The following is a 24,607-nucleotide window of genomic DNA, read 5'->3' on the forward strand; positions in this document are numbered from 1 at the left end:
CCGATTTAACGCGGGCGCTCCTGATGCGGCAACGCATCTGAGCAAGGGTTGTATATCGGAATGTTGCATCTGAGGCCTGGCGTCAGCGAACCACGCCCTCTTCGATCAGCAACTTGAGAATGGCTTCAGCCCCCACCTGCGCCGTCACACCCTTGAGCACTTGTCCGCCGCCACCACTGGCCTTGGCCGTGGCGGCCTTCATGCGGTCCGCACCACTCTTGGCCTTGATCACCTTCAGGCGCTTGGGCCTTGGCTTGGCCGGCTGGAGCGTGGCCACCGCGAGCAATTCGTCGTCGACGACCTCGACATCCTTCGCCTGCAAGACACCACGGCGGGCCGGGCCGAAGGCACTCTGCCGTGGCTTGGGCGCGGCGTTATCCACAGTCGCCAGGAACGGCAAGCGCACCTTCAAACGCCGACGCTGACCACGGGGCAAGGCTTGCAACACCAGCGCCGAACCGCCGTCGATGGATTCGACCTGCGCCAGTCCCACCACCAGTGGCCAACCGAGGCTTTCGGCGAGCAGAAAGGGCAACATGCCCGAACCCTCACCGGTTTCCGCCTGGCTGCCGGTCAATACCACCTGGGCGCCAGCTTCACGCAAATAGGCCGTCAACACCGGCAACGCATCGGCGCCCTGCGGTTGCTCCAGTACGTGAAGCTGCTCCAGACCCATGCCCAGATAGGCGCGCAACGCGGGCTCGGCGATGTCGCCGGCATGCAGCACCTGCAGCTTATCCCCAGCCAGTTGCAGGCCCAGTTCCACCGCCCGCGCATCCTGTTCGGCACGACGCGGCCGGCCGGAGGTCGGGTGGGCGCCGATGGAGACCAGGCTGATGATGTTTGTGCTCATAACCCTTTCCTTCCCTTAAGCCGCATCGCGCTTGGCGTCGTTGCGGTAGGCCTCTACCGCCGCGATCAAGGCTTGAAGAATCTCCGCGCTTTCGCCGATCACCGACAGGTCGGCACGCTTGATCATGTCGCAGCCCGGGTCGAGGTTGATTGCCACCACCTTGTCGCAGGCACCGATGCCCTGCAGGTGCTGGATCGCCCCGGAAATCCCCACCGCCACGTAGACCCGCGCAGTGACCCAGGTGCCGGAAGCACCGACCTGGCGGTCGCGAGCCATGAAGCCGTCGTCTACCGCCACCCGGGAAGCCCCTTCAGTGGCGCCCAACGCAGCGGCAGTGCGATGGAACAGTTCCCAGTCCTTGACGCCGTTGCCGCCGGAGAAAATGAACTCGGCTTCGGCCATGGGAATCACTGCCGGGTCCACCGCCACCGCCCCCAGATCCTCGATGCGCGACAAACTCCGCGCGACGCTTGTGGATAACTCTACAGGCAAGGCTTCGTGACGAGTTTCGCTGACCGGTTCTGCGCATTCGGCAGCCGCCAGGATCAAGCGTGCCAGCGGCCGGACCAGATCCTGCAAGCCAGCGCCGGCACGGCCGGTGCACGTCTCATCCTTGACCTGCCAGACCCGCGTGGCCGGACGCTCACCCAGTGCCGCGGCAAAACGTCGACCCAGTTCGCCACCGCCCGTGCGGCTGTCCGGGAGCAACCAGTGCCGGGGACTGAACTGGTTATCCACAACCCGCAAGCCCTGGACCCGTTGCTCCGGTGCATAACCGTTGAATGCCTCACCGTCGAGCACCAGCAAACGATCGACGCCGGCTGTGGAAAACGCGGTTTCCTTGTGTTCACCGAAGACCACCGCCAGCACGGCGCCGTCCTTGCCAGCCAGTTGATGGGCGAGACCGAGCAAATCCTTGTCGTGGCTACTCAGGCGGCCACCGACCATGTCCGGCACCACGCTGATGTAGAACGCCGGCGCAGCCACCTGATGCAACGGCAATTGCACTTCGACGGTCGCCGAGCGCTTGGCCGACCCACCCTGTTGAGCACCACTGCGGTCGATGCGCTTGATCCCGTTCGGCCCGATAAAACCGATGCCATGCAGATTCTTGCGAATGACGCCGTTGGGGCCCATCCAGCTGTGTTGCGCCGGTTGCATCGCCGCGTGCAGGGGGTGCAAACGGTTACGGGCGATCCATTCGGCGCGCGGATCACGGCGGATAATGTCGCTCATCAGTGCACCTCCGCGGGTTCACGTTTGGCCGGTGCCGCTGACTTTTGCGCATCCTCTTCGAGCAGCGCGTCAGCCACCAGTTCGGCGATGTCCTTGATCAGCGGTCGTGGTTCGACCACACCTTCAAGCATCGCCGTGCATTGTGGACAACCCACCGCCACCAGTTCAGCGCCCGTCTCGCGGATGTCTTGCATGCGCATGTCGGGAATCCGTTGCTTGCCGGGAATGTCGGTAATCGGCGCCCCGCCGCCACCGCCGCAGCAGCGCGAGCGGAAACCGGAGCGTTGCATCTCTTTGACTTCAATCCCAAGGGCGCGCAGAACCTCGCGCGGCGCCTCGTATTCGCCGTTGTAGCGACCGAGGTAGCACGGATCGTGATAGGTCACGCTGCTGCCTTTGTGCTGGCCAAGGTTGAGCGCGCCGGTACCGATGAGTTCTGCCATATAGGTGCTGTGGTGCTGCACCAGGTAGTTGCCGTCGAAGGCGCCATACTCGTTTTTCAGCACGTGAAAACTGTGCGGATCGCAGGTGACGATGCGGTTGAAACTGTATTTGGCCAGGGTCTGGATGTTGCGTTTGGCCAACAACTGGAAGGTCGCTTCGTCGCCCAGGCGCCGAGCCACGTCACCGCTGTCGCGCTCTTCGAGGCCGAGTACGGCGAAGTCGATTTTCGCTGCTTTCAGTACTTTGACGAAGGCACGCAAGGTGCGCTGGTTACGCATGTCGAAGGCACCGTCGCCGACCCAGAACAGCACGTCGGTGGATTTCTTCTCGCTCAGCAGGTTGAGGTTGAGGTCCGCCGCCCAGTTCATCCGTCCGCCCGGCGCGAAACCGCCCGGGTTGTCGGTGGCGATCAGGTTTTCCAGGACTTCGGCACCCTTGTTCGGGGTCGCGCCCTTTTCCAGAGTCAGGTGACGACGCATGTCGACGATGGCATCGACGTGCTCGATCATCATCGGGCACTCCTCGACGCAAGCGCGGCAGGTGGTGCATGACCACAGGGTCTCGGCATCCACCAGGCCGTTGACGATCGGTTGATGCGGGTTGCCACTGTGTTCGCCAATCGCTTTACCGGGATAAGGGCTGCCGGCGAACTTCGCATCGGTGCCACCCGCCAGGCCGACGACCATGTCCTGAATAAGTTTTTTCGGGTTCAACGGCTGGCCGGCAGCGAAGGCCGGGCACGCAGCTTCGCACTTGCCGCATTGCACGCAGGCGTCGAAACCGAGCAACTGGTTCCAGGTGAAATCCTTGGGTTTTTCCACGCCCAGAGGCGCACTCGGGTCTTCAAGGTCCAGTGGTTTCAAACCGGTGGAGCGACCGCCACCAAAGCGCTCGGCACGGCGGTGCCAGGCCAGGTGCAAGGCGCCTGCAAAGGCGTGCTTCATCGGCCCGCCCCAGGTCATGCCGAAGAACAACTCCGATACGCCCCACAGCACGCCGACGCCGAGGATCATCGCCAGCAACCAACCGCCAAAGTTTTCCGGGAGGATGCCAGCCACCGGCAGGGTTACCAGGAAGAACGAAGCGGAAAACGCCAGCAGGCTTTTCGGCAGGCGCATCCACGGGCCTTTCGACAGGCGCGAAGGCGGGTTGCGTCGCCGCAGATAAACGAAGATCGCACCGACGAACATCACCGCCGTCATCAGCAACAGCGCATAGCCGAGGATGCGGTTATGCAGGCCGAAACCGTGCACCAGAATCGCCAGCACGATGGACGCCACCGCACCACCGGCCGTGGCGACGTGGGTGTTGGCGATGTACTTGTCTCGCGCCACCACATGGTGCAAATCGACCATGTAGCGCTTGGGCATGGCGAACAGACCGCCGAGCCAATCGACCTTCGAGGCCCGCCCCTGGCGCCACATGGAAACCCGCCGCAAGGCGCCCAGGACCGCGAGGGCCAGGGCTGCGAACAACAGGATTGGAAGAAGGGTGTTCAACATGGTGAAGCTCCCAAAGACCTCGGGGGTCTTGCAGGCCAAACGACCTGAATGCCTTGCCCGATTCCTGTGGGAGCGAGCTTGCTCGCGATGACGGTGTTTCTACCGACAAAAATGCATCGGATGTACCAACGCTATCGCGAGCGAGCTCGCTCCCACAGGGTTATCCACAAGCTCTTAGAAATCCTTGCACAACCGCAGCGCGTCATAGATCGCCGCGTGCACGTTGCGCTGGGCCACGCAGTCGCCGATGCGGAACAGCAGGTAGCCGTCGCCGTTCTGCTCCAGGCATGGCTGCGGCTTGATCGCGAACAGGGCTTCGACGTCGATCTGGCCCTTGTTCCGCGACCCTTCCTTGAGGCCGTAGTACAGCGCCTCGTCCGGACGCACACCGTTCTCCACCACCACCTGATCCACCACCCGCTCCTCTTTGGCGCCGGTGTATTCGTTCTCCAGCACCGCCACCAGCTTGTCGCCTTCGCGGTAGACCTTCTCCAGCATCATGTCGCCGGTCATGATCACTTCTTTCGGATACATGCTGCGGTAGTAGGTCGGGAACGACGTACCGCCAATCGCCACGCCGGGCTTGATGTCGTCGGTGACGATCTCGACCTGGCTGCCTTTGTCGGCGAGGAAGTCGGCTGTCGACATCCCGGTGAATTCGCAGATGGTGTCGTAGACCAGCACGTTCTTGCCCGGCGCGACCTTGCCGTCAAGCACGTCCCAGCTGCTGACCACCAGGCCTTCGGCGGCACCCCAGTGCTCGTTCTGCTCGAGGAATGGGTGACCGCCGACGGCCAGCACCACCACGTCCGGACGCAGGTCCATGATGGTCGGAATGTCCGCCGCCGTGCCCAGGCGCAGGTCGACTTTCAGGCGCGCCAGCTCCAGCTGGTACCAGCGAGTGATACCGGCGATCTGGTCGCGCTGCGGCGCTTTCGAAGCGGTGGTGATCTGCCCGCCGATGAACTCCTTCTTCTCGAACAGGGTCACGTCGTGGCCACGCTCGGCAGCCACACGGGCGGCTTCCATCCCGGCAGGACCGGCACCGACCACCACCACCTTGCGTTTGACCCCGGCGGTTTTCTCGATGATGTGCGGCACACCCATGTATTCACGGGAAGTCGCGGCGTTCTGGATGCACAGTACATCCAGGCCCTGATACTGACGGTCGATGCAGTAGTTGGCGCCGACGCATTGTTTGATCTGGTCGACCTGGCCCATCTTGATCTTGGCGATCAGGTGCGGGTCGGCGATGTGCGCGCGGGTCATGCCGACCATGTCGACGTAACCGCCTTCCAGAATCCGCGTGGCCTGGTTCGGGTCCTTGATGTTCTGCGCGTGCAGCACCGGAACCTTGACCACTTCCTTGATGCCGGCGGCCAGGTGCAGGAATGGCTCCGGTGGATAACTCATGTTCGGAATGACGTTGGCCAGGGTGTTGTGGGTGTCGCAACCCGAGCCGACGACACCGATGAAGTCGAGCATGCCGGTGTCGTCGTAATACTTGGCGATCTGCTTCATGTCCTCGTGGGACAGGCCATCCGGGTGGAACTCGTCACCGCAGATACGCATGCCCACGCAGAAGTCGTCACCGACTTCGGCGCGTACGGCCTTGAGCACTTCCAGACCGAACTTCATGCGGCCTTCGAAGGAGCCACCCCATTCGTCGGTGCGCTTGTTGACCCGCGGGCTCCAGAACTGGTCGATCATGTGCTGGTGCACCGCCGACAGTTCGACGCCGTCCAGGCCACCGGCCTTGGCACGACGGGCCGCTTGCGCGTAGTTGCCGATCACCCGCCAGATTTCTTCCGGTTCGATGGTCTTGCAAGTGGCACGGTGCACCGGCTCGCGCACGCCCGACGGCGACATCAACGTTGGCCAGTTGAAACCGTCCCAACGGGAGCGCCGACCCATGTGGGTAATCTGGATCATGATCTTGGCGCCGTGCTTGTGCATGGCGTCAGCCAGGTTCTGGAAGTGCGGGATGATGCGGTCGGTGGACAGGTTCACCGAGCTCCACCACTCCTGCGGGCTGTCGATCGCCACCACGGACGAACCGCCGCAAATCGCCAGGCCGATCCCGCCCTTGGCCTTCTCTTCGTAATACTTGACGTACCGGTCGGTGGTCATGCCGCCGTCGGTCGCGTAGACCTCGGCGTGCGCGGTGCTGAGCACGCGGTTGCGGATGGTCAATTTGCCAATTTGAATTGGCTGAAACATTGCTTCGAAAGCCATGGCGGGTTCCTCGACTTACAACGGCTTGACGATGAACAAGCCGTCTTCGTGGCCCTCTTCGGAGCCACCGTAGACTTGCTCGGCCACGGTGCGGATCTTGCTGCCGCGAGCGGCGAGGATCTGGTCCATCGCGCCGGCAAACCAGCCGGTGAACATGTAGTCGACCTTGCGCCCGACCTTGCCGTAGACGTAGACGAACGCGGAGTGTTCGAGCTTGACGCTGGCGGTGCCTTTGTCGAGGTCGATGTCCTGGATCTTGAACAGGCCCCAGCCGCGCTGCGACAGGCGTTTCATGTAGTGCTCGAACACCGCGACGCCTTCCAGGCCGTGGCATTCGGCTTCTTTTTCACACCAGTGCCAGGCGGATTTGTAGCCGGCCTTGTAGAGGATCTCGGCATAGGCTTCAGCGCCCAGCACTTCCTCGATGCCCATGTGATTGTTGACGAAGAAATGCCGTGGCACGTAGAGCATCGGCAGGGCGTCGGAGGTCCAGACTCCGGTCTCGCTGTCGACTTCGATAGGCAATTGCGGGGCGATCTTGGCCATGGAAACTTAACTCCAGAAAATTCGTTGTGTTACCCGCTGCACGGACGGCAGCGGGAAAGGATTCAGAAGTGCGGCGGCTTATTCGCCCCAGACATCTTTGAGAACATTCACCCAGTTCTCGCCCATGACTTTTCGCACCACACGCTCGGAATGGCCGCGCTTGAGCAGGGTCTCGGTCAGGTTCGGGAACTCGCCCACGGTGCGGATGCCCAGCGGGTTGATGATCTTGCCGAAGCTGGTCAGACGGCGGGCATAGCCCTTGTCGTGGGTCAGGTATTCGAAGAAGTCCTGGCCATGGCCCTGGGTGAAGTCGGTGCCGATGCCGATGGCGTCTTCGCCGACGATGTTCATCACGTACTCGATCGCCTCGGCGTAGTCGTCGATGGTCGAGTCGATGCCTTTGGCCAGGAACGGCGCGAACATGGTCACGCCGACGAAACCGCCGTGATCGGCGATGAACTTCAGTTCTTCATCGGACTTGTTGCGCGGGTGCTCCTTGAGCCCCGACGGCAGGCAGTGGGAGTAGCAGACGGGTTTCTTCGATTCGAGGATGACCTCCTCGGAGGTCTTCGAGCCGACGTGGGACAGGTCGCACATGACGCCGACACGGTTCATCTCGGCGACGATTTCACGACCGAAGCCCGACAGGCCGCCATCGCGCTCGTAGCAACCGGTGCCCACAAGGTTCTGGGTGTTGTAGCACATCTGCACGATGCCGACGCCGAGCTGCTTGAACACCTCGACGTAGCCGATCTGATCTTCAAATGCGTGGGCGTTCTGGAAGCCGAAGAGGATGCCGGTCTTGCCCTGTTCCTTGGCCTTGCGGATGTCGGCGGTGGTGCGCACCGGCATCACCAGGTCGCTGTTCTCGCGAATCAGTTTCTGGCTGGCGGCGATGTTGTTGACGGTGGCCTGGAAGCCCTCCCAGACCGACACGGTGCAGTTGGCCGCGGTCAGGCCGCCCTTGCGCATGTCTTCGAACAGTTCACGGTTCCACTTGGCAATAATCAGCCCGTCGATAACGATGCTGTCGGCGTGCAATTCGGCTGGGCTCATCAGGCTGTCCCCTTTTTGGCGATTCATGCGCCGAATCGTCTGCCGGCGCTTTGGGGCCAGCATATGCCTCGCTGCCGGGGCAGCCGGGTGCAAAAACGACAGGGGAATTGCCGAAAGCGTCAATCCGCGACAAAGGGTGATCGCCAGCTCCGATCGCCGGCCTGTTCAAGGTCGCAGGCTTAGGCCAGAATTCGCCCCATCTCTTGATGTAGGGCGACGCACATGAAATTCATCCTCCTGGCATTGGCACTGATGGCCACCGGCGTTCAGGCCGCCGAAGACTCCGACAGCAACCCGTGCGACGCCGTCGAAAACGACGTCCAGACCCTGGAATGCTCGGTCTACAGCCGCACCACGGCCGAAGACCTGCTCAAGGACAACTACAACGGCCTGAATGAACGCATGCAGTCGCAATACGGCAAAAACCCGTCGCAACTGGCCGACATCACCACCAAACTCAAGGCCGCCCAACAACAATGGCTGAAAACCCGCGACGCCGACTGCGCCGTCGAAGCCTTCCCGGCCACCGCCGGCAGCAAGGCCTTCACCATTGCGCAAAACGACTGCATCGCACGCATGAGTGACGAACGGTCGGAGTTTCTGGAGTCGATTGGGCAGGAGTGATGACATTGCTGGTCAACTGGAGCTGTAAGCTGCACAACTTCTGTCATTTACGGGATTCGAAATGAAAATCTGCGGCATCGAAATCAAGGCCAGCGAGGCGATTATTGCCGTGGCGTCGCTCGACGGTCAGGCGTTGAGCCATGTCGCACTCGCCACCAAGAAAATCGCCCTCGAGGATGACGACGAGGCCGCCAACGTCAAGGTTTTTGCCGCTCAGGTGGCGTCCTTCGTTCGCGAGAATTCCATCGACCGGATCGTGATCAAGAAGCGCAGCAAGAAAGGCGAGTTTGCCGGTGGACCAACCACCTTCAAGATCGAAGGGGTTTTCCAGTTGCTGGAGGGTTGTGAGGTGACGCTGCTGTCGCCGCAGACCATCAATGCCCAGGTCAAGAAGCACAATGTCGAACTGCCAGGGACGCTGAACAAGTATCAGCATGAGGCTTACAAGGCGGCTTGTTCGGCACTGCTGAAGAAGTAAGTTTTCTACTGGACCAAGCTCGCTCCTACAGATTTTGGGATAGTCAGGCTTTTGCGGTACGTCGATCCTCCCGCGGACACCGTTCATATTTCGCCCGATAACTGCGGGTGAAATATGACGGTGATTCAAACCCGCAGGCGATGCTTACTTCCAGCACACTCATGTCTGTTTGGCGCAGCAATTGCTGCGCCTTCTCCAGCCGCAACTGCAGGTAGAAATTGCTTGGTGTGTCGTTCAGATGCAACCGAAACAATCTCTCCAGCTGCCGCCGCGTCACCTTGATCGACTCCGCCAGTTCCAGAGTGCTCAGCGGCGGCTCGCTGTGCTGTTCCATCTCGCCGATCACCTGCACCAGCTTCTTGTTGCGAATGCCGTAACGCGTGGCCACCTCCATGCGTTGGTGGTCTTTGCGCGGACGGATGCGCCCGAGCACAAATTGTTCGCTGACCTGAATCGCCAGATCCGGACCGTGGGACTGGGCGATCAGGTCCAGCATCAAATCAATGGAAGCCGTGCCACCGGCCGAGGTGATACGTCGGCGGTCGATCTCGAACAGTTCCTGGGTGACGCTGAGCTGTGGATAGGATTCCTTGAACGCATCGATGGCTTCCCAATGCAGGGTCAGGCGATGGCCATCGAGCAGCCCCGCCTCGGCAAGAATAAAGCTACCGGTATCGATGGCGCCGAGTGTCACGCCGTCGCTGTCCAGGCGACGCAACCAATGCTCCAGTGGCGGGGTGGCGAATTTCAGTGGCTCGAAACCGGCGACCACCAGCAGCGTCGCGCCCTTCTTCAGCGGCTCCAGGGCGGCGTCGGCGTTGACCGACATGCCATTGCTGGCCAGGACCGCGCCTCCATCGGCACTCAGCACGTGCCAGCGATACAACTCGCCGCGAAAACGATTGGCCACCCGCAGCGGCTCGACGGCCGAGATAAAGCCGATCGCCGAAAAACCCGGCATCAACAAGAAGTAGAAATCCTGGGACATTGAGCGCGCTCGATAAACGGGTAGCGTGAAGACGTTGATACGCCAGTTACCAGGACCATTCAAGAGCACAGGTCGCTGCTGTGCAAGAGCTGGTCGCCGTAGTGCGCTTTCATGACTGATTTGCTGCGTAACGTGTCATCACCGGCGCATCAGACACCGGAACTCACAATAAACGAACTGCCGAGGAACCTGAGAATGAAACGACTGATCAGCAGCTGTGTTCTTGCACTCAGCGGTACCGCCTTACTGAGCGCCAGTGTCATGGCCGCCGAACCCGCCGCGTGCCAGAACGTGCGCATGGGTGTAGTGAACTGGACTGACGTGATCGCCACCAGCGCCATGACCCAGGTCTTGCTCGATGGCCTCGGCTACAACACCAAACAAACCAGCGCCTCCCAGCAAATCATCTTCGCCGGGATCCGCGATCAGCGCCTGGACCTGTTCCTCGGTTACTGGAACCCGCTGATGACCCAGACCATCACCCCGTTCGTCCAGGCCAATCAGGTCAAGGTGCTTGAAGCACCAAGCCTGCAAGACGCCCGCGCGACCCTGGCGGTGCCGACTTACCTGGCCGACAAGGGCCTGAAAACTTTCGCCGACATCGCCAAGTTTGAAAAGGAACTGGGCGGCAAGATCTACGGCATCGAGCCCGGTTCGGGGGCCAACACCCAGATCAAGGCAATGATCAGCAAGAACCAGTTCGGCCTCGGCAAGTTCCAGTTGGTCGAGTCCAGCGAAGCCGGCATGCTCGCCGCCGTCGACCGCGCCGTACGTCGCAACGAAGCCGTGGTGTTCTTCGGCTGGGCGCCGCACCCGATGAACGTCAACGTCAAGATGACCTACCTCACCGGCAGCGATGACGCCCTCGGCCCGAACGAAGGCAAGGCCACCGTGTGGACCGTCACCGCGCCGAAATACGCCGAGCAGTGCCCGAACATTGGCCGCTTGCTGACCAACCTGACCTTCACCGCCGAAGACGAGAGCCGGATGATGCAGCCGCTGCTGGATCACAAGGACGCCTTCGAATCGGCCAAACAGTGGCTCAAGGATCACCCGCAGGACAAGAAGCGCTGGCTTGATGGCGTGACCACCTTCGACGGCAAACCGGCCGCCGAGAACCTGCAACTGACCAGCAAATAAAACCCGATTGAAGCACCGGTTCGCAGCCCGCAAGGGCTGCGGAGCGGATCGTCACACCCGGATTTTTTGCCCCATAAAGCATTCGCCTGAAAGGAACCGCACCATGAACCACGACGTCATCATCACCTGCGCACTCACCGGTGCTGGCGACACGACCGCCAAGAGCCCGCACGTGCCGGTCACGCCAAAGCAAATCGCCGCCGCTGCGGTGGAAGCCGCCAAGGCCGGCGCTACCGTGGTGCACTGCCATGTGCGTGATCCACAAACCGGCAAGTTCAGCCGTGACGTGGCGCTGTATCGCGAAGTGATGGAGCGCATCCGCGAGGCGGACGTCGACATCATCGTCAACCTGACCGCCGGCATGGGCGGCGACCTGGAGATCGGCGCCGGCGAGAACCCGATGGAGTTCGGCCCGAACACCGACCTGGTCGGCCCGCTGACACGCCTGGCCCACGTCGAAGAACTGCTCCCGGAAATCTGCACCCTCGATTGCGGCACCCTGAACTTCGGCGATGGCGACACCATCTACGTGTCGACCCCGGCGCAACTGCGTGCCGGCGCCAAGCGCATCACCGAGCTGGGCGTGAAGGCCGAGCTGGAAATCTTCGACACCGGTCACCTGTGGTTCGCCAAGCAGATGATCAAGGAAGGTCTGCTCGACAACCCGCTGTTCCAGCTGTGCCTGGGCATCCCGTGGGGTGCGCCGGCGGACACCACCACCATGAAGGCCATGGTCGACAACCTGCCGGCCGATGCGGTGTGGGCAGGCTTCGGCATCGGACGCATGCAAATGCCGATGGCCGCGCAGGCCGTGCTGCTCGGCGGCAACGTGCGGGTCGGCCTGGAAGACAACCTGTGGCTGGACAAGGGTGTACTGGCAACCAACGGCCAACTGGTCGAACGCGCCACGGAAATCCTCAGCCGCCTCGGCGCCCGCGTCCTGACCCCGGCTGAAGGCCGCAAGAAGATGGGCCTGACCCAGCGCGGCTGACCCAAACACCTTTCCCCCTGTGGGACCGAGCCTGCTTGCGATAGCGGTTGAGCTGCCTCAAGTGATGCATCGGATGTACCGACATCATCGCGAGCAAGCTCGCTCCCACAGTTTTTTCGAGCCGAATTCAGGAACTTGCCATGACCTTCATCACCGACATCAAAACCTTCGCAGCCCTGGGCAGCGGCGTCATCGGCAGCGGCTGGGTGTCCCGCGCCCTCGCCCACGGCCTCGACGTCGTCGCCTGGGACCCGGCGCCCGGCGCCGAAGCCGCCCTGCGCAAACGTGTCGCCAACGCTTGGGGAGCCCTGGAGAAAAAGGGTCTGGCGCCGGGCGCCTCGCAAGATCGCCTGCGTTTTGTCGCGACCATTGAAGAGTGCGTACGCGATGCCGATTTCATCCAGGAAAGTGCGCCGGAGCGCCTGGAACTGAAGCTGGAATTGCACAGCAAGATCAGCGCCGCCGCCAAGCCGAACGCCTTGATCGGTTCCAGCACCTCGGGCTTGCTGCCGAGCGAATTTTACGAAAGCGCCACCCACCCGGAACGTTGCGTGGTCGGTCACCCGTTCAACCCGGTTTACCTGTTGCCGCTGGTGGAAGTGGTCGGGGGCAGGAACACCGCGCCCGAGGCCGTCCAGGCGGCGATGAACGTCTATGAAAGCCTCGGCATGCGCCCGCTGCATGTGCGCAAGGAAGTCCCCGGCTTCATCGCTGACCGTTTGCTCGAAGCGCTGTGGCGCGAGGCGCTGCACCTGGTCAATGACGGCGTGGCAACCACCGGTGAAATCGACGACGCGATCCGATTCGGCGCAGGCCTGCGCTGGTCGTTCATGGGCACGTTCCTGACCTACACCCTGGCCGGCGGCGATGCCGGCATGCGCCACTTCATGGCACAGTTCGGCCCGGCACTGCAGTTGCCGTGGACCTACCTGCCGGCGCCGGAGCTCACCGACAAGCTGATCGACGACGTGGTCGACGGCACCAGTGATCAACTGGGCAAACACAGCATTTCGGCGCTGGAGCGCTATCGTGATGACTGCCTGCTGGCGGTGCTGGAGGCGGTGAAGACCACCAAAGAGAAGCACGGGATGGCGTTCAGCGAGTAGTCACACCGCACTGTGGCGAGGGAGCTTGCTCCCGTTGGGCTGCAACGCAGCCCCAAATCCTCCAAAGGTGATCTGTTAGCAGGATCACCTTTGTTGATGCTTGACGACCGCTTCGCGGCCGAACGGGAGCGAGCTCCCTCGCCACAAAATAGGTTTGCCAGCATTCATACAGTGGAGTTTCTTCATGCCCGCACTGACCACCTACCAAACCCGCATCATCCCCGACTGGGTCGACTACAACGGCCACCTGCGCGACGCCTTCTACCTGTTGATCTTCAGTTATGCCACCGACGCCTTGATGGATCGCCTCGGCCTGGACAGCAACAGCCGCGAAGCCAGCGGCAACTCGCTGTTCACCCTTGAACTGCACCTCAACTACCTGCATGAGGTAAAGCTCGACGCCGACGTCGAAGTACACACCCAGATCATCGCCCACGACAGCAAACGCCTGCACCTCTATCACAGCCTGCATCTGGTCGGTGATGCAAAAGAACTGGCGGGCAATGAGCAAATGCTCCTGCATGTCGACCTGGCCGGACCACGATCGGCGCCGTTCAGCGAACTGTCATTGAACCGCCTGCAAACCATGGTCGCCGAACAGGCAGACCTGCCAACGCCCGAGTACATTGGCCGAGTGATCGCACTGCCGCCAAAAAAATAACAAGGAGCTCCCATGAACACCGCCGCCTTTGCCGATTTCCGTACTTATCCGTTGATCAGCGCGCTGGCCGGCGTGCAGGACATGGACGATCACCTTCTGGTGCGCTGGGCCGACAACCGCCTCAGCCCCTTCCACCATCAATGGCTGCGTGACAACTGCCCATGTCCGCAATGCGTCTACAGCGTGACCCGCGAGCAGGTGCTGGAAATCGTCGACGTGCCCCAGGACCTTGCGCCTGACGCCGCGCACGTTGATGCCGAAGGTTGCCTGTCGGTGGCCTGGCAGGACGGCCACCTCAGCCGCTTCGACCCCGGCTGGTTGCGCGCGCACGCCTACGACGACGAATCCCGCGCCGAGCGCCAGGCATGCAAGCCGAAGGCCAGGCTGTGGCACAGCGACTTACAGCTGCCGGTGTTCGAGTATCAGGCGCTGATGACCGACAACAATGCCCTGCTGCAATGGCTGTTGGCGGTAAGGGATATTGGCTTGACCCAAGTGCGTGGCGTGCCCACCGAGCCTGGCTCGCTGAAGCTGATCGCCCAGCGCATTTCCTTCATCCGCGAGAGCAACTTCGGCGTGCTGTTCAACGTGCAATCCAAGGCCGATGCCGACAGCAATGCGTACACCGCTTTCAATCTGCCGTTACACAGCGACTTGCCGACACGGGAGCTGCAACCCGGACTGCAATTCCTGCATTGCCTGGTCAACGATGCCGAGGGTGGCGAGAGCATTTTCGTCGATGGTTTTGCCATTGCCGAAGCCTTGCGCCGGGAAGACCCGCAAGCCTTCACAAGCCTGTGTGAAATCCCCGTGGAGTTTCGCAACAAGGACCGTCACAGCGATTACCGTTGCCTGGCGCCGATCATCGCGCTGGATGCCTCGGGCCAGGTTTCTGAAATCCGCATGGCCAATTTTCTGCGCGGGCCGTTCGATGCGTCGGTGGAGCAGATGCCACGGCTCTATCAGGCCTACCGGCGCTTTATTGCCATGACTCGCGAGCCGCGTTTCCGACTGATGCAGCGGCTCAATCCGGGTGAGCTGTGGTGCTTCGACAATCGCCGCACCCTGCATGCGCGCAATGCGTTCGACCCGGCCAGCGGGGCGCGGCATTTCCAGGGCTGCTATGTCGACCGGGATGAGTTGTTGTCGCGGATTCTCGTGTTGCAGCGCTAGACCGCGTCATCGTTCATCGCGAGCAAGCTCGCTCCCACATTCGACCGCAATCCCATGAAAGAACGCGGTCATCTGGGGAGCGGGCGTGCTCCGGGCGGCGTTCCACGCTGGCGTCGGGACAGGCGATACAAACCCCACAGGCAAAAAAAGCCCCGATGCAAGCCGTCACAGGATCGGGGCAGAAGTTACTGTTGAGGAGCTGCGCAGAAGGGTGACCAAACCCTCGTGAAACCAGCTGAATCCAGTGTGCCTGCTCGCTGGAAAGGCAAGTTAGCCGAAAACGACCTGTTCATAGTCATTGCGGCCATATCGACAAATCGCCCTTGCCGCACTTGCGTGGCCCTACCAGAATCGAGCCACGACACCGTTCCCTGAAGAAGGATTGCGTCATGATGCACGCCGATTTGATAGACCAGGAAGACCTGTTGGGACAGCTCAAGTCGTTGGGCTTCAACGTGCCCGGCGGCGCTACCGCCGAACAGGCTTGCGAGTGCGTGGTAAGGGGCCTGGACGACGCCCGGGCCTATGAACTGCGCAAAATGGTCAAGGAGATGTACACCAGCAGCGCAACCATCCTGCCGGCGGTGCGACAGGCGATCGACAAACAGTTGCTGCCGGCGTTGGCGGAGTATCAGCAGAGTCACACCACCCGGTAAAACGCTATCGCGAGCAAGCTCGCTCCCACAGGTTCTGCGCCATTTCGAACATGGCGCATTTACTGTGGGAGCGAGCTTGCTCGCGATGAAGATGACTCGGTTTAAAGCCTTACGCTGGCAAACGTCGACTCATTGCGCGCCTGACTCAACGCCGACAGCGGCCCGGACAGCGGCGACAGCACCAGGGCTTGCGGCAGCGGCATCATTGCCACTTGTTGGGTTGTGTTGGAGCCGACGCGCTCGTCACGCGGTGGAATGCCGAAGTATTCGCGGTAGCACTTGGAGAAATGCGGCGTGGAGACGAAGCCGCACACCGACGCTACTTCGATGATCGACATTGGCGTTTGCTTGAGCAACTGCCGGGCGCGGATCAGGCGCAGCTTGAGGTAGTAGCGCGACGGCGAGCAGTGCAGGTATTTCTGGAACAGACGCTCGAGCTGGCGACGGGACACGGCGACGTACACCGCCAGTTCGTCGAGGTCGATCGGCTCTTCGAGGTTGGCTTCCATCAGCGCGACGATTTCCTGCAACTTCGGCTGATTGGTGCCAAGCATGTGCTTGAGCGGCACGCGCTGGTGATCCTGTTCGTTGCGGATACGCTCGTAGACGAACATCTCCGAGATCGCCGCCGACAGTTCACGACCGTGATCACGGCTGATCAGGTGCAGCATCATGTCCAGCGGCGCGGTGCCGCCGGAGCTGGTGAAACGGTTACGGTCGAGGGTGAACAGACGGGTGCTCATGGCCACGCGCGGGAAGGCTTCCTGCATCGCAGCAAGACATTCCCAGTGCACGCTGCAATCGAAGCCGTCGAGCAGACCGGCACAGGCCAGCGCCCAACTGCCGGTGCACACGGCGCCCAGGCGACGGGACTGACGGGCCTGGCTTTGCAACCAGGACACGTGTTCGCGGGTAACAGTGCGTTGAATGCCGATACCACCGCAGACAATCACGGTGTCCATCGGCGGGGCCTTGTGCATGGAGGCGTCGGGGGTGATCTGCAGGCCATCACTGGCCCAGACCTGGCCGCCGTCGACGGTGAGCGTCGTCCAGCGATACAGCTCGCGACCGGACAACTGGTTGGCCATGCGCAGGGGTTCGACTGCGGAGGCCAGAGAAATCAGCGTGAAATTGTCCAGCAGCAGAAAGCCGATGGATTGAGGCGCACGGTTCTGGGGTTGGGCCCCAGAGTTGAACGACGTCATCGCGGTATCTCCTCACACAAAGCGGGTGATGGGCCTCAGGCGGAGGCTCTTGTTATTGCCGGCGTACTCGCGCAGGAGACGGGCTTTGTAATGACAGAGCAAATGCCATGCCTAAATTTGAATGCGCGTTCAATAACTCCTGAAAACGACGTCGGAATGTGTCTGTATATGACGCGCAGAGAGTGGGGATATAAATGGCCATCAAGGCTGACAAGTGCCCCACCCCACGAGCTGTGAGCAATTCGGTAGCACTTGTGGGAACGGCGTTGCGCCCAGCTGGAGAGGAGTGTCACCGCAGGCACGGGTGACGGGTGGTCAAGGGCCTGATTGTACCCGACCACCGGCGCAGTCATTTATCTGTGAGCGACGCGCTAAAAGGAGGCGCACTTTTGAGCGGGTGTTCACTTGGTGCGCAGTTTTGACTGGTCCAGATAAACAGGCAACGCTAATTACCTGTGGCGAGGGAGCTTGCTCCCGTTGGGTTGCGTAGCAGCCCCGACCCCTGCAATTACATTTCTACAAATTAATCATCCTCACTGTCCTACGGCTGCTTCGCAGCCGAACGGGAGCAAGCTCCCTCGCCACAGAAAACCAATAAATCATTATGGATCAGCACTCCACCGCACTCACCGCCAACCCGCCCCGCGATGTCTCCTTGTATTTGTCATGCATGTCGGCACCGGTATCGCGCATGGTGCGGATCACCCGGTCCAGCGAGATAAAGTGCTGGCCGTCCCCACGCAATGCCATCTGCGCCGCATTGATTGCCTTCACCGCCGCAATCGCGTTGCGCTCGATGCACGGCACCTGCACCAGGCCGCCCACCGGATCGCACGTCAGCCCGAGGTTGTGCTCCAGGCCGATTTCCGCGGCGTTGCACAGTTGCTCAGGTGTCGCGCCGAGAATCTCCGCCAGCCCCGCCGCCGCCATCGCGCAGGCCGAGCCGACTTCGCCCTGACAACCGACTTCGGCGCCGGAGATCGACGCGTTTTTCTTGCACAGGATGCCCACCGCCGCCGCACCGAGAAAGTAGTCGACGACATTGGCATCGGTGACCGCCTCGCTGAACTTCATGAAGTAATGCAGCACCGCCGGAATGATCCCCGCCGCGCCGTTGGTCGGCGCTGTGACCATGCGCCCGCCAGCGGCGTTTTCTTCGTTGACCGCCAAGGCGAACAGGTTGACCCACTCCATTGCGCTCAGGGTCGAGCCGATCACGTTGGGTTTGTTCAGCTCCTGCAAGCTGCGATGCAGCTTGGCCGCGCGCCGACGCACATTGAGGCCGCCGGGCAGGATGCCTTCGTGCCGGAGCCCCTGCTCGACGCAATCCTGCATCGCCCGCCAGAGTTTCATCAGGCCGCTGCGGATTTCTTCTTCGCTGCGCCAGACCTTCTCGTTGGCCATCATTAATTGTGCAACGCTCAGATCATGCGCTTTGCACAACGCCAGCAACTCAACGGCACTGGAAAAGTCATAAGGCAGCTCTGTGCGATCAAGATCCACCACACCGCTGGAGGCCTGGGCCTGGTCGACGACAAAACCACCACCGACCGAGTAATAAGTGTCGCGATGGAACTCGCCGTTTTCGTCTTCGACAATCAAGGTCATGGCGTTGGGGTGATACGCCAGGTTTTCGTCGATCAGGCGCATATCCCGCGTCCAGGTGAAAGGCACAGGTAGCCGACCGTCGAGCAACAGGGTGTCGGTTTCGCGCAAGGTGGCGATGCGAATGCCGATTTGCGACGGATCAATGGCGTCCGGCCATTCGCCCATCAGCCCCATGATCACCGCGTTGTCGCTGCCGTGGCCGATGCCTGTTGCCGACAACGAACCGAACAGTTGCACTTCAACCCGCCGCACTCGCTCAAGCTGGCCCTTTTCCCGCAAGCCCTGGACGAACAACGCCGCCGCCCGCATGGGCCCCACGGTGTGCGAACTGGAAGGGCCGATGCCGATTTTGAACAGGTCGAAAACACTGATAGCCATGAATGCCGAACTCCTGATTGCACGCCCGGGCGCACGGTGACGGAGCTGCTACGCTGAAGCTGCAATCCGCCGAGATGGCCGCATCATCAAGCTTTTACTGTGTCGTTCGACGTCTCACACCGACGCACTCATGCCCACCAACGCCGCGTGTCTTTTACGCCGTGTTTTCGCCGTTTTTTTGCGGTTCAGACGGCCAGATCGGGCTGAAAAAATCTGTAAACGACGTCACCGACACTGGATGCGACCCTCCCTGTACTGGATACGACGCGCCCTGTAGGCGTCAGATTTTCACTGGTACATGATCATATCGACTCGATTGCACGGCGCCGTGGTAGAGCTGTCTCCAGAACGCCATCCAACCGCAACCTATAAGTGCGGTGGTCCAGTCGGAACACTGCCAAAAAAAACACCAAGGAGTCCGTCCATGAAAGGTTCCCCGTCGTTGTTGTTGGCCGCCATGTTAAGTCTGCCGCTGCTGGCGCAAGCCGCAGAACCGGCACAATGCAGTACCGTGAACTTCTCCGATGTCGGCTGGACCGACATCACCGCAACAACCGCCACCACCAGCGTCGTGCTCGATGCCCTGGGCTACAAGACCAAGACCACCATGATTTCCGTGCCGGTGACCTACAAGTCCCTGGCCGACGGCAAGAACATGGACGTGTTCCTCGGTAACTGGATGCCGACCATGGAAAACGACATCAAGGCCTACCGCGATGCCGGCACCGTGGAAGTGGTGCGCACCAACCTCAAGGGCGCCAAGTACACCCTGGCCGTGCCGCAAGCGCTGTACGACAAGGGCCTGCACGACTTCGCCGACATTGCCAAATTCAAGAAAGAACTCGACGGCAAGATCTACGGCATCGAGCCGGGCAACGACGGCAACCGCCTGATCCAGACCATGATCGACAAGAACGCCTTCGGCCTCAAAGACGCCGGCTTCAAGGTCGTCGAATCCAGCGAAGCGGGCATGCTCTCCCAGGTTGATCGCGCGCAAAAACGCGACACCGCCGTAGTCTTCTTAGGCTGGGCGCCGCATCCGATGAACAAGCGTTTCAAGATCCAGTACCTCACCGGTGGCGATGACTTCTTCGGTCCGGACTTCGGTGCCGCGACCGTGGCCACCAACACCCGCAAGGGCTACACCGAGGAATGCAGCAACGTCGGCCAGTTGCTGAAAAACCTGGAGTTCACCGTCGACATGGAAAGCACCCTGATGGGCAACATCCTCGACGACAAGATGAAGCCTGAAGCGGCCGCCAAGGCCTGGCTGAAAAAGAATCCACAGGTGCTCGATACCTGGCTCGCTGGCGTGACCACCATTGACGGTAAACCAGGCCTGGAGGCCGTGAAAGCCAAGATTAACCAGTAATCGCTTATGCCGGGCAGGTTCGCCTGCCCGGGCTGTTTATTTCCTTGCATGCGGACGTTCACTACCATGCTGATTGATCAGAAAATCCCTTTAGGCCAGTACATCGCGGGCTTCGTCGAATGGCTGACGCAACACGGCGCCAGCACCTTCGACGCAATCGCCGTGACCCTGGAAACGATGATCCACGGCGTGACGTTTGCGCTGACCTGGTTCAACCCGCTGGCGCTGATCGGACTCATTGCCCTACTGGCACACTTCATCCAACGCAAATGGGGCCTGACCGTCTTCGTCATCGCCTCCTTCCTGCTGATCCTCAACCTGGGGTACTGGCAGGAAACCATGGAAACCCTCGCCCAGGTACTGTTCGCCACTCTGGTCTGCGTGGTCATCGGCGTGCCGTTGGGCATCGTCGCCGCGCACAAGCCGATCTTCTACACACTGATGCGTCCGGTACTCGATCTGATGCAGACCGTACCGACCTTCGTGTACCTCATTCCTACCCTGACCCTCTTCGGGCTGGGTGTGGTCCCGGGCCTGATCTCCACGGTGGTGTTCGCCATTGCCGCGCCGATTCGCCTGACCTACCTGGGCATCCGCGATGTGCCCGCAGAACTGATGGACGCCGGCAAGGCCTTCGGCTGCTCGCGTCGCCAACTGCTCACAAGGATCGAACTGCCCCACGCCATGCCGAGCATCGCCGCCGGCATCACCCAGTGCATCATGCTGTCGCTGTCGATGGTGGTGATCGCGGCACTGGTGGGCGCCGACGGACTCGGCAAACCGGTGGTCAACGCACTGAATACCGCTGATATCGCCCTGGGCTTCGAAGCGGGCCTGGCGATCGTACTGCTGGCGATCATGCTCGACCGTATCTGCAAACAACCCGAAGCCAAAGTAGGGGGTGACGCATGAGCATAATCCGCTTTGAAGACGTCGACGTGATCTTCACCCGGGATCCGCGCGAGGCACTGAAACTGCTCGACCAAGGCTTGACCCGCAGCGAGATCCTGAAGAAAACCGGGCAGATCGTAGGCGTGGAAAAAGCCAGCCTGGACATCGAAAAAGGTGAAATCTGCGTGCTGATGGGCCTGTCCGGCTCCGGCAAATCGAGCCTGCTGCGCTGCATCAACGGCCTCAACACCGTCAGCCGCGGCAAGCTGTTCGTCGAGCACGAAGGCAAGCAGATCAACATTGCTGCCTGCTCCGCCGCCGAGCTGAAAATGATGCGCACCAAGCGCATCGCCATGGTGTTCCAGAAGTTTGCCCTGATGCCCTGGCTGACGGTGCGCGAGAACATCAGCTTCGGTCTGGAAATGCAGGGCCGTCCGGAAAAAGAACGACGCAAGCTGGTGGATGACAAGCTGGAGCTGGTAGGCCTGACCCAGTGGCGCAACAAGAAACCCGACGAGCTGTCCGGTGGCATGCAGCAGCGTGTCGGCCTGGCCCGCGCACTGGCGATGGATGCCGACATCCTGCTGATGGACGAACCCTTCTCCGCACTCGACCCGCTGATCCGTCAGGGCCTGCAGGACGAGCTGCTGGAGCTGCAACGCAAACTGAGCAAGACCATCGTGTTCGTCAGTCACGACCTTGACGAAGCCCTGAAGCTCGGCAGCCGCATCGCCATCATGAAAGACGGCCGGATCATCCAGTACAGCAAGCCGGAAGAGATCGTCCTCAACCCGGCTGACGACTATGTGCGGACTTTCGTGGCGCACACCAACCCGCTGAACGTGCTGTGCGGTCGCAGCCTGATGCGCACCCTGGACAACTGCAAGCGCATCAACGGTTCGGTGTGCCTGGACCCGGGCGGCGATTCGTGGCTGGACCTGGCGGAAGGCAACACTATCAAGGGCGCACGCAAGAACGGCTCGGCCATGGACCTGCAGAACTGGATGCCCGGGCAGGCGGTTGACGGCCTGGAGCGCAAGCCGACGCTGGTGGACTCCAACATCGGCATGCGTGATGCGCTGCTGATTCGTTACCAGACCGGCAACAAGCTGGTGCTGCACGACAACAACCATGTGGTGGGGATTCTTGGCGACAGTGAGCTGTATCACGCGTTGCTCGGCAAGAACCTGGGCTAACACGCCAGACACAAAAACGCCGCGAGAGGATCGCGGCGTTTTTGTTGGTACAGATATTCAGCTGTAAACGGTGAACATGTGGCGAGGGAGCTTGCTCCCGCTGGGCTGCGAAGCAGCCCCAAACCAGACACCGCAGTGACTCAGACAGAACTCATTATCCGGATTTACGACTGCTTCGCAGCCCAGCGGGAGCAAGCTCCCTCGCCACAATGGTTCTGCGATTCAGCTGACTGCACCGCAGAACTTCAAGGTTTTAGCTATACACCCGGCCAAGGAGCTGCCGATGGCTTTCAAACTGATCGAGCACATCCCGCGTGATCTGATCCTGAGTGAAGCCCATCAGGTCGTAGTCCTGGCTGCCGTTGTGCAAATACACCTCGGCCCGATAGTAACGCTGACGCGCTTCATCGGACTGCGCCGATTCGGTCGGCGTAGCCAGGTAACCGTCCAGGCTCACCTCGTAAACGAACGGGTTGCCCTCTTCCATCTCCACCCGCACGCCCATGCAACGCTTGGACTTGCCGAGCAGCGTCTGCACTTCCAGGCCCTGGGCACGCATCTGCGCCGAAGCATCCTGCAAGGCCGGGGTGACGTGCTTGTCCATGAAGCGCTGCACCACCGACTGGCTTGGTTGCAGGTCAAGTTGAGTCAAACGCTCGCTGAAACCACGACGGCCGCGCGCAGCCAGCTCCGCTTGCTCCTGTTCGATCTGCACGTCCTGACGCATGGCCTTGTGCAAGCCGAACATGAAGCACACCAGCACCACCGAGAACGGCAGGCCCGCCAGCACGACCATGGTTTGCATGGCTTCGAAGTTACCGGCGAACAGCAGGCCGATGGTCACCAGGGTGATCACCACCGACCAGAAGATCCGCAGCCAGTGCGGCGCGTCTTCGTCGACGTTGCCGCCCTTGCAGGAAAGGTTGGCCATCATCACCGCGCCGGAGTCCGCCGGGGTCAGGAACAGCACGAAGCCGACGAAGATCGACACGCCGATCACCACTTTCGACGCCGGGTAGTGTTCGAGCAACTGGTAGATCGCCATGGACGGTTGCTCCAGTGCCGTCTTGCCCAGCTCCACCGCCCCGTGGTTCATCACAAGGTCCAGGGCCGAGTTGCCGAAGATCGACAGCCACGCCAGGGTGAAACCCAGCGGAATCAACAGAACACCGGCGACCATTTCACGCACCGTGCGACCACGGGAAATACGTGCGACGAACATGCCCACAAATGGCGCCCAGGAAATCCACCAGGCCCAGTAGAACAGGGTCCACAGGCCCAACCAGCGGTCGGACTTCTCGCTGTCGCCTTCGTACACGTACAGGTCGAAGGTTTTCAGCACCACACCGTTGAGGTAATCGCCGATGTTCTGCACGAAGCCATTGAGCAGGTGCAGGGTCGGGCCGAACAGCAACACGAAAATCAGCAGGCCGCTGAACAGCACGATGTTGAGGTTGGACAGGCGACGGATGCCGTTTTCCACACCGGACACGGCGGCAATGGTCGCCACGGTGCTCATCACGATGATCACGATCAGCAGGTTGGTGTTGCTGTGCTCCATGCCGAACAGGTTTTCCAGACCCGACGACACTTGCAGCGAACCGATCCCCAGGTTGGTCACCAGTCCCAGCAGGGTCACGAACATGCCAAAACCGTCCACCGCATGACCGGCCGCGCCCTTGACCCAACGCTCGCCCACCAGCGGATACAACGCCGAACGCAACGCCAGCGGCTGATTGTGCCGGTAGGCAAAGTACGCCACCGCCAGACCGACCAGCGCGTAGATCGCCCAGCCATGCAGGCCCCAGTGCAGGAACGTCAGCTGCACCGCCTGGCGTGCCGCCAGGTTGCTCGCGGCCGCACCTTCTGGCGGGTTGAAGTAGTGGTCCAGCGGCTCGGACGCACCGAAGTACAGCAGCGAGATGCCAATACCCGAGGAGAACAGCATCCCCGCCCAGGCGCCGTAACTGAAGTCCGGGGTGTCGTCCTTGCTGCCCAGTTTCAGTTTGCCGTAGGACGAGAACGCCAGCCCCACGACGAAAATCAGGTAGGCGGCAATCACCACCATGTAGTACCAGCCGAAGCTGCGCGACAACCAGGCTTGCGCCGTACCCAGCATTCTGCCGGCCTCTTGCGGGGCGATGATCAGAATGGCGGTCAACAACAGAATCAACGCGGTCGAGGTGTAGAACACCCAACCGTTGACCGTCACCTTTTCCGGTGGGGTCTTTATTAGCGAGGCAGAACTCATGGCACAGATGCTCCGGG

General features: G+C 61.2%; 21 protein-coding genes. 11 read left to right on the forward strand and 10 right to left on the reverse strand.

The genetic code is table 11. The features are described from left to right. Window positions 1-82: 82 nt before the first annotated feature. From etfB to EIY72_RS05030, 6 genes are all read right to left on the reverse strand, one after another. Entirely contained in the window at window positions 83-853 is a 771-nt protein-coding gene (gene etfB / locus EIY72_RS05005; protein WP_093229334.1) for an electron transfer flavoprotein subunit beta, read from the reverse strand. 15 nt (window positions 854-868) lie between these two features. Then, window positions 869-2,089: an electron transfer flavoprotein subunit alpha gene (etfA, locus tag EIY72_RS05010; RefSeq protein WP_093229331.1), complete on the reverse strand. Its 1,221-nt coding sequence runs from the start codon at window positions 2,087-2,089 to the stop codon at window positions 869-871. Continuing rightward, complete coding sequence (gene dgcB / locus EIY72_RS05015; protein ID WP_093229328.1) at window positions 2,089-4,035, reverse strand: dimethylglycine demethylation protein DgcB; 1,947 nt, start codon at window positions 4,033-4,035, stop codon at window positions 2,089-2,091. The genes etfA and dgcB overlap by 1 nt, the downstream gene beginning before the upstream one ends. A gap of 174 nt (window positions 4,036-4,209) precedes the next feature. Continuing rightward, entirely contained in the window at window positions 4,210-6,270 is a 2,061-nt protein-coding gene (gene dgcA / locus EIY72_RS05020) for a dimethylglycine demethylation protein DgcA (RefSeq protein ID WP_093229326.1), read from the reverse strand. Between the two features lie 15 nt (window positions 6,271-6,285). Further along, entirely contained in the window at window positions 6,286-6,816 is a 531-nt protein-coding gene (locus EIY72_RS05025; protein WP_007975505.1) for a DUF5943 domain-containing protein, read from the reverse strand. A gap of 78 nt (window positions 6,817-6,894) precedes the next feature. Continuing rightward, window positions 6,895-7,872 (reverse strand): dipeptidase, encoded by a 978-nt coding sequence (locus EIY72_RS05030; RefSeq protein ID WP_093230795.1) that lies wholly within the window; start codon window positions 7,870-7,872, stop codon window positions 6,895-6,897. A 222-nt stretch (window positions 7,873-8,094) separates the two neighbouring features. Here EIY72_RS05030 and EIY72_RS05040 point away from each other — a divergent pair, with 222 nt between their 5' ends. Both EIY72_RS05040 and EIY72_RS05045 read left to right on the forward strand, forming a co-directional pair. Beyond that, window positions 8,095-8,496 (forward strand): lysozyme inhibitor LprI family protein, encoded by a 402-nt coding sequence (locus EIY72_RS05040; RefSeq protein WP_093229322.1) that lies wholly within the window; start codon window positions 8,095-8,097, stop codon window positions 8,494-8,496. Between the two features lie 61 nt (window positions 8,497-8,557). Next, on the forward strand, window positions 8,558-8,974 hold the full coding sequence (locus EIY72_RS05045) for a DUF3010 family protein (protein ID WP_093229320.1): 417 nt from the start codon (window positions 8,558-8,560) through the stop codon (window positions 8,972-8,974). 43 nt (window positions 8,975-9,017) lie between these two features. On the opposite strand, the gene EIY72_RS05050 is transcribed toward EIY72_RS05045, so the two are convergent. Then, window positions 9,018-9,962: a GlxA family transcriptional regulator gene (locus tag EIY72_RS05050; RefSeq protein WP_093229317.1), complete on the reverse strand. Its 945-nt coding sequence runs from the start codon at window positions 9,960-9,962 to the stop codon at window positions 9,018-9,020. A gap of 195 nt (window positions 9,963-10,157) precedes the next feature. On the opposite strand from EIY72_RS05050, the gene choX reads away from it, so the two are divergent. The 6 genes from choX (at window position 10,158) to EIY72_RS05080 (ending at window position 15,689) form a co-directional block, all read left to right on the forward strand. After that, on the forward strand, window positions 10,158-11,102 hold the full coding sequence (gene choX / locus EIY72_RS05055; RefSeq protein ID WP_093229314.1) for a choline ABC transporter substrate-binding protein: 945 nt from the start codon (window positions 10,158-10,160) through the stop codon (window positions 11,100-11,102). 103 nt (window positions 11,103-11,205) lie between these two features. Beyond that, window positions 11,206-12,093: a 3-dehydrocarnitine:acetyl-CoA trimethylamine transferase CdhC gene (gene cdhC, locus EIY72_RS05060; protein ID WP_016983621.1), complete on the forward strand. Its 888-nt coding sequence runs from the start codon at window positions 11,206-11,208 to the stop codon at window positions 12,091-12,093. Between the two features lie 140 nt (window positions 12,094-12,233). Then, window positions 12,234-13,199: an L-carnitine dehydrogenase gene (locus EIY72_RS05065; RefSeq protein ID WP_093229311.1), complete on the forward strand. Its 966-nt coding sequence runs from the start codon at window positions 12,234-12,236 to the stop codon at window positions 13,197-13,199. A 184-nt stretch (window positions 13,200-13,383) separates the two neighbouring features. After that, window positions 13,384-13,860, forward strand: coding sequence for a thioesterase family protein (locus EIY72_RS05070; protein WP_093229309.1), 477 nt, complete (start codon window positions 13,384-13,386; stop codon window positions 13,858-13,860). Window positions 13,861-13,872: 12 nt separating this feature from the next. Further along, entirely contained in the window at window positions 13,873-15,033 is a 1,161-nt protein-coding gene (locus EIY72_RS05075) for a gamma-butyrobetaine dioxygenase (protein WP_093229306.1), read from the forward strand. 389 nt (window positions 15,034-15,422) lie between these two features. Next, a complete protein-coding gene (locus tag EIY72_RS05080) occupies window positions 15,423-15,689 on the forward strand; it encodes a hypothetical protein (protein ID WP_093229303.1) in 267 nt (88 codons plus the stop codon). Between the two features lie 101 nt (window positions 15,690-15,790). Here EIY72_RS05080 and gbdR read toward each other — a convergent pair whose 3' ends face one another. Both gbdR and EIY72_RS05090 read right to left on the reverse strand, forming a co-directional pair. Then, a complete protein-coding gene (gene gbdR, locus EIY72_RS05085; RefSeq protein ID WP_090325880.1) occupies window positions 15,791-16,894 on the reverse strand; it encodes a choline metabolism transcriptional regulator GbdR in 1,104 nt (367 codons plus the stop codon). Between the two features lie 609 nt (window positions 16,895-17,503). Then, window positions 17,504-18,880 carry an L-serine ammonia-lyase gene (locus EIY72_RS05090; protein WP_093229300.1) on the reverse strand — a complete coding sequence of 459 codons (1,377 nt, stop codon included), beginning with the start codon at window positions 18,878-18,880 and terminating at the stop codon, window positions 17,504-17,506. A gap of 424 nt (window positions 18,881-19,304) precedes the next feature. On the opposite strand from EIY72_RS05090, the gene EIY72_RS05095 reads away from it, so the two are divergent. The 3 genes from EIY72_RS05095 (at window position 19,305) to choV (ending at window position 22,339) form a co-directional block, all read left to right on the forward strand. Continuing rightward, window positions 19,305-20,252, forward strand: coding sequence for a choline ABC transporter substrate-binding protein (locus EIY72_RS05095; RefSeq protein WP_093229297.1), 948 nt, complete (start codon window positions 19,305-19,307; stop codon window positions 20,250-20,252). Between the two features lie 66 nt (window positions 20,253-20,318). Beyond that, a complete protein-coding gene (choW, locus tag EIY72_RS05100; RefSeq protein ID WP_093229294.1) occupies window positions 20,319-21,164 on the forward strand; it encodes a choline ABC transporter permease subunit in 846 nt (281 codons plus the stop codon). Further along, window positions 21,161-22,339, forward strand: a complete 1,179-nt coding sequence (gene choV, locus EIY72_RS05105) for a choline ABC transporter ATP-binding protein (RefSeq protein ID WP_093229291.1) — start codon at window positions 21,161-21,163, stop codon at window positions 22,337-22,339. The genes choW and choV overlap by 4 nt, the downstream gene beginning before the upstream one ends. Before the next feature lie 253 nt (window positions 22,340-22,592). Here choV and EIY72_RS05110 read toward each other — a convergent pair whose 3' ends face one another. Continuing rightward, entirely contained in the window at window positions 22,593-24,533 is a 1,941-nt protein-coding gene (locus EIY72_RS05110) for a BCCT family transporter (RefSeq protein ID WP_231985620.1), read from the reverse strand. Window positions 24,534-24,607 lie beyond the last annotated feature (74 nt).

It is taken from the genome of Pseudomonas vancouverensis, assembly GCF_004348895.1.
GTDB lineage: Bacteria > Pseudomonadota > Gammaproteobacteria > Pseudomonadales > Pseudomonadaceae > Aquipseudomonas > Aquipseudomonas vancouverensis.

Coding starts and splice junctions, on each gene's coding strand:
- choV (WP_093229291.1), top strand. CDS start 21,161: ATGAGCATAATCCGCTTTGAAGACGTCGACGTGATCTTCACCCGGGAT.
- etfA (WP_093229331.1), bottom strand. CDS start 2,089: ATGAGCGACATTATCCGCCGTGATCCGCGCGCCGAATGGATCGCCCGT.
- EIY72_RS05050 (WP_093229317.1), bottom strand. CDS start 9,962: ATGTCCCAGGATTTCTACTTCTTGTTGATGCCGGGTTTTTCGGCGATC.
- EIY72_RS05075 (WP_093229306.1), top strand. CDS start 13,873: ATGAACACCGCCGCCTTTGCCGATTTCCGTACTTATCCGTTGATCAGC.
- EIY72_RS05045 (WP_093229320.1), top strand. CDS start 8,558: ATGAAAATCTGCGGCATCGAAATCAAGGCCAGCGAGGCGATTATTGCC.
- dgcA (WP_093229326.1), bottom strand. CDS start 6,270: ATGGCTTTCGAAGCAATGTTTCAGCCAATTCAAATTGGCAAATTGACC.
- EIY72_RS05065 (WP_093229311.1), top strand. CDS start 12,234: ATGACCTTCATCACCGACATCAAAACCTTCGCAGCCCTGGGCAGCGGC.
- EIY72_RS05080 (WP_093229303.1), top strand. CDS start 15,423: ATGATGCACGCCGATTTGATAGACCAGGAAGACCTGTTGGGACAGCTC.
- EIY72_RS05040 (WP_093229322.1), top strand. CDS start 8,095: ATGAAATTCATCCTCCTGGCATTGGCACTGATGGCCACCGGCGTTCAG.
- gbdR (WP_090325880.1), bottom strand. CDS start 16,894: ATGACGTCGTTCAACTCTGGGGCCCAACCCCAGAACCGTGCGCCTCAA.
- dgcB (WP_093229328.1), bottom strand. CDS start 4,035: ATGTTGAACACCCTTCTTCCAATCCTGTTGTTCGCAGCCCTGGCCCTC.
- EIY72_RS05070 (WP_093229309.1), top strand. CDS start 13,384: ATGCCCGCACTGACCACCTACCAAACCCGCATCATCCCCGACTGGGTC.
- choX (WP_093229314.1), top strand. CDS start 10,158: ATGAAACGACTGATCAGCAGCTGTGTTCTTGCACTCAGCGGTACCGCC.
- EIY72_RS05030 (WP_093230795.1), bottom strand. CDS start 7,872: ATGAGCCCAGCCGAATTGCACGCCGACAGCATCGTTATCGACGGGCTG.
- EIY72_RS05090 (WP_093229300.1), bottom strand. CDS start 18,880: ATGGCTATCAGTGTTTTCGACCTGTTCAAAATCGGCATCGGCCCTTCC.
- EIY72_RS05095 (WP_093229297.1), top strand. CDS start 19,305: ATGAAAGGTTCCCCGTCGTTGTTGTTGGCCGCCATGTTAAGTCTGCCG.
- etfB (WP_093229334.1), bottom strand. CDS start 853: ATGAGCACAAACATCATCAGCCTGGTCTCCATCGGCGCCCACCCGACC.
- choW (WP_093229294.1), top strand. CDS start 20,319: ATGCTGATTGATCAGAAAATCCCTTTAGGCCAGTACATCGCGGGCTTC.
- EIY72_RS05025 (WP_007975505.1), bottom strand. CDS start 6,816: ATGGCCAAGATCGCCCCGCAATTGCCTATCGAAGTCGACAGCGAGACC.
- cdhC (WP_016983621.1), top strand. CDS start 11,206: ATGAACCACGACGTCATCATCACCTGCGCACTCACCGGTGCTGGCGAC.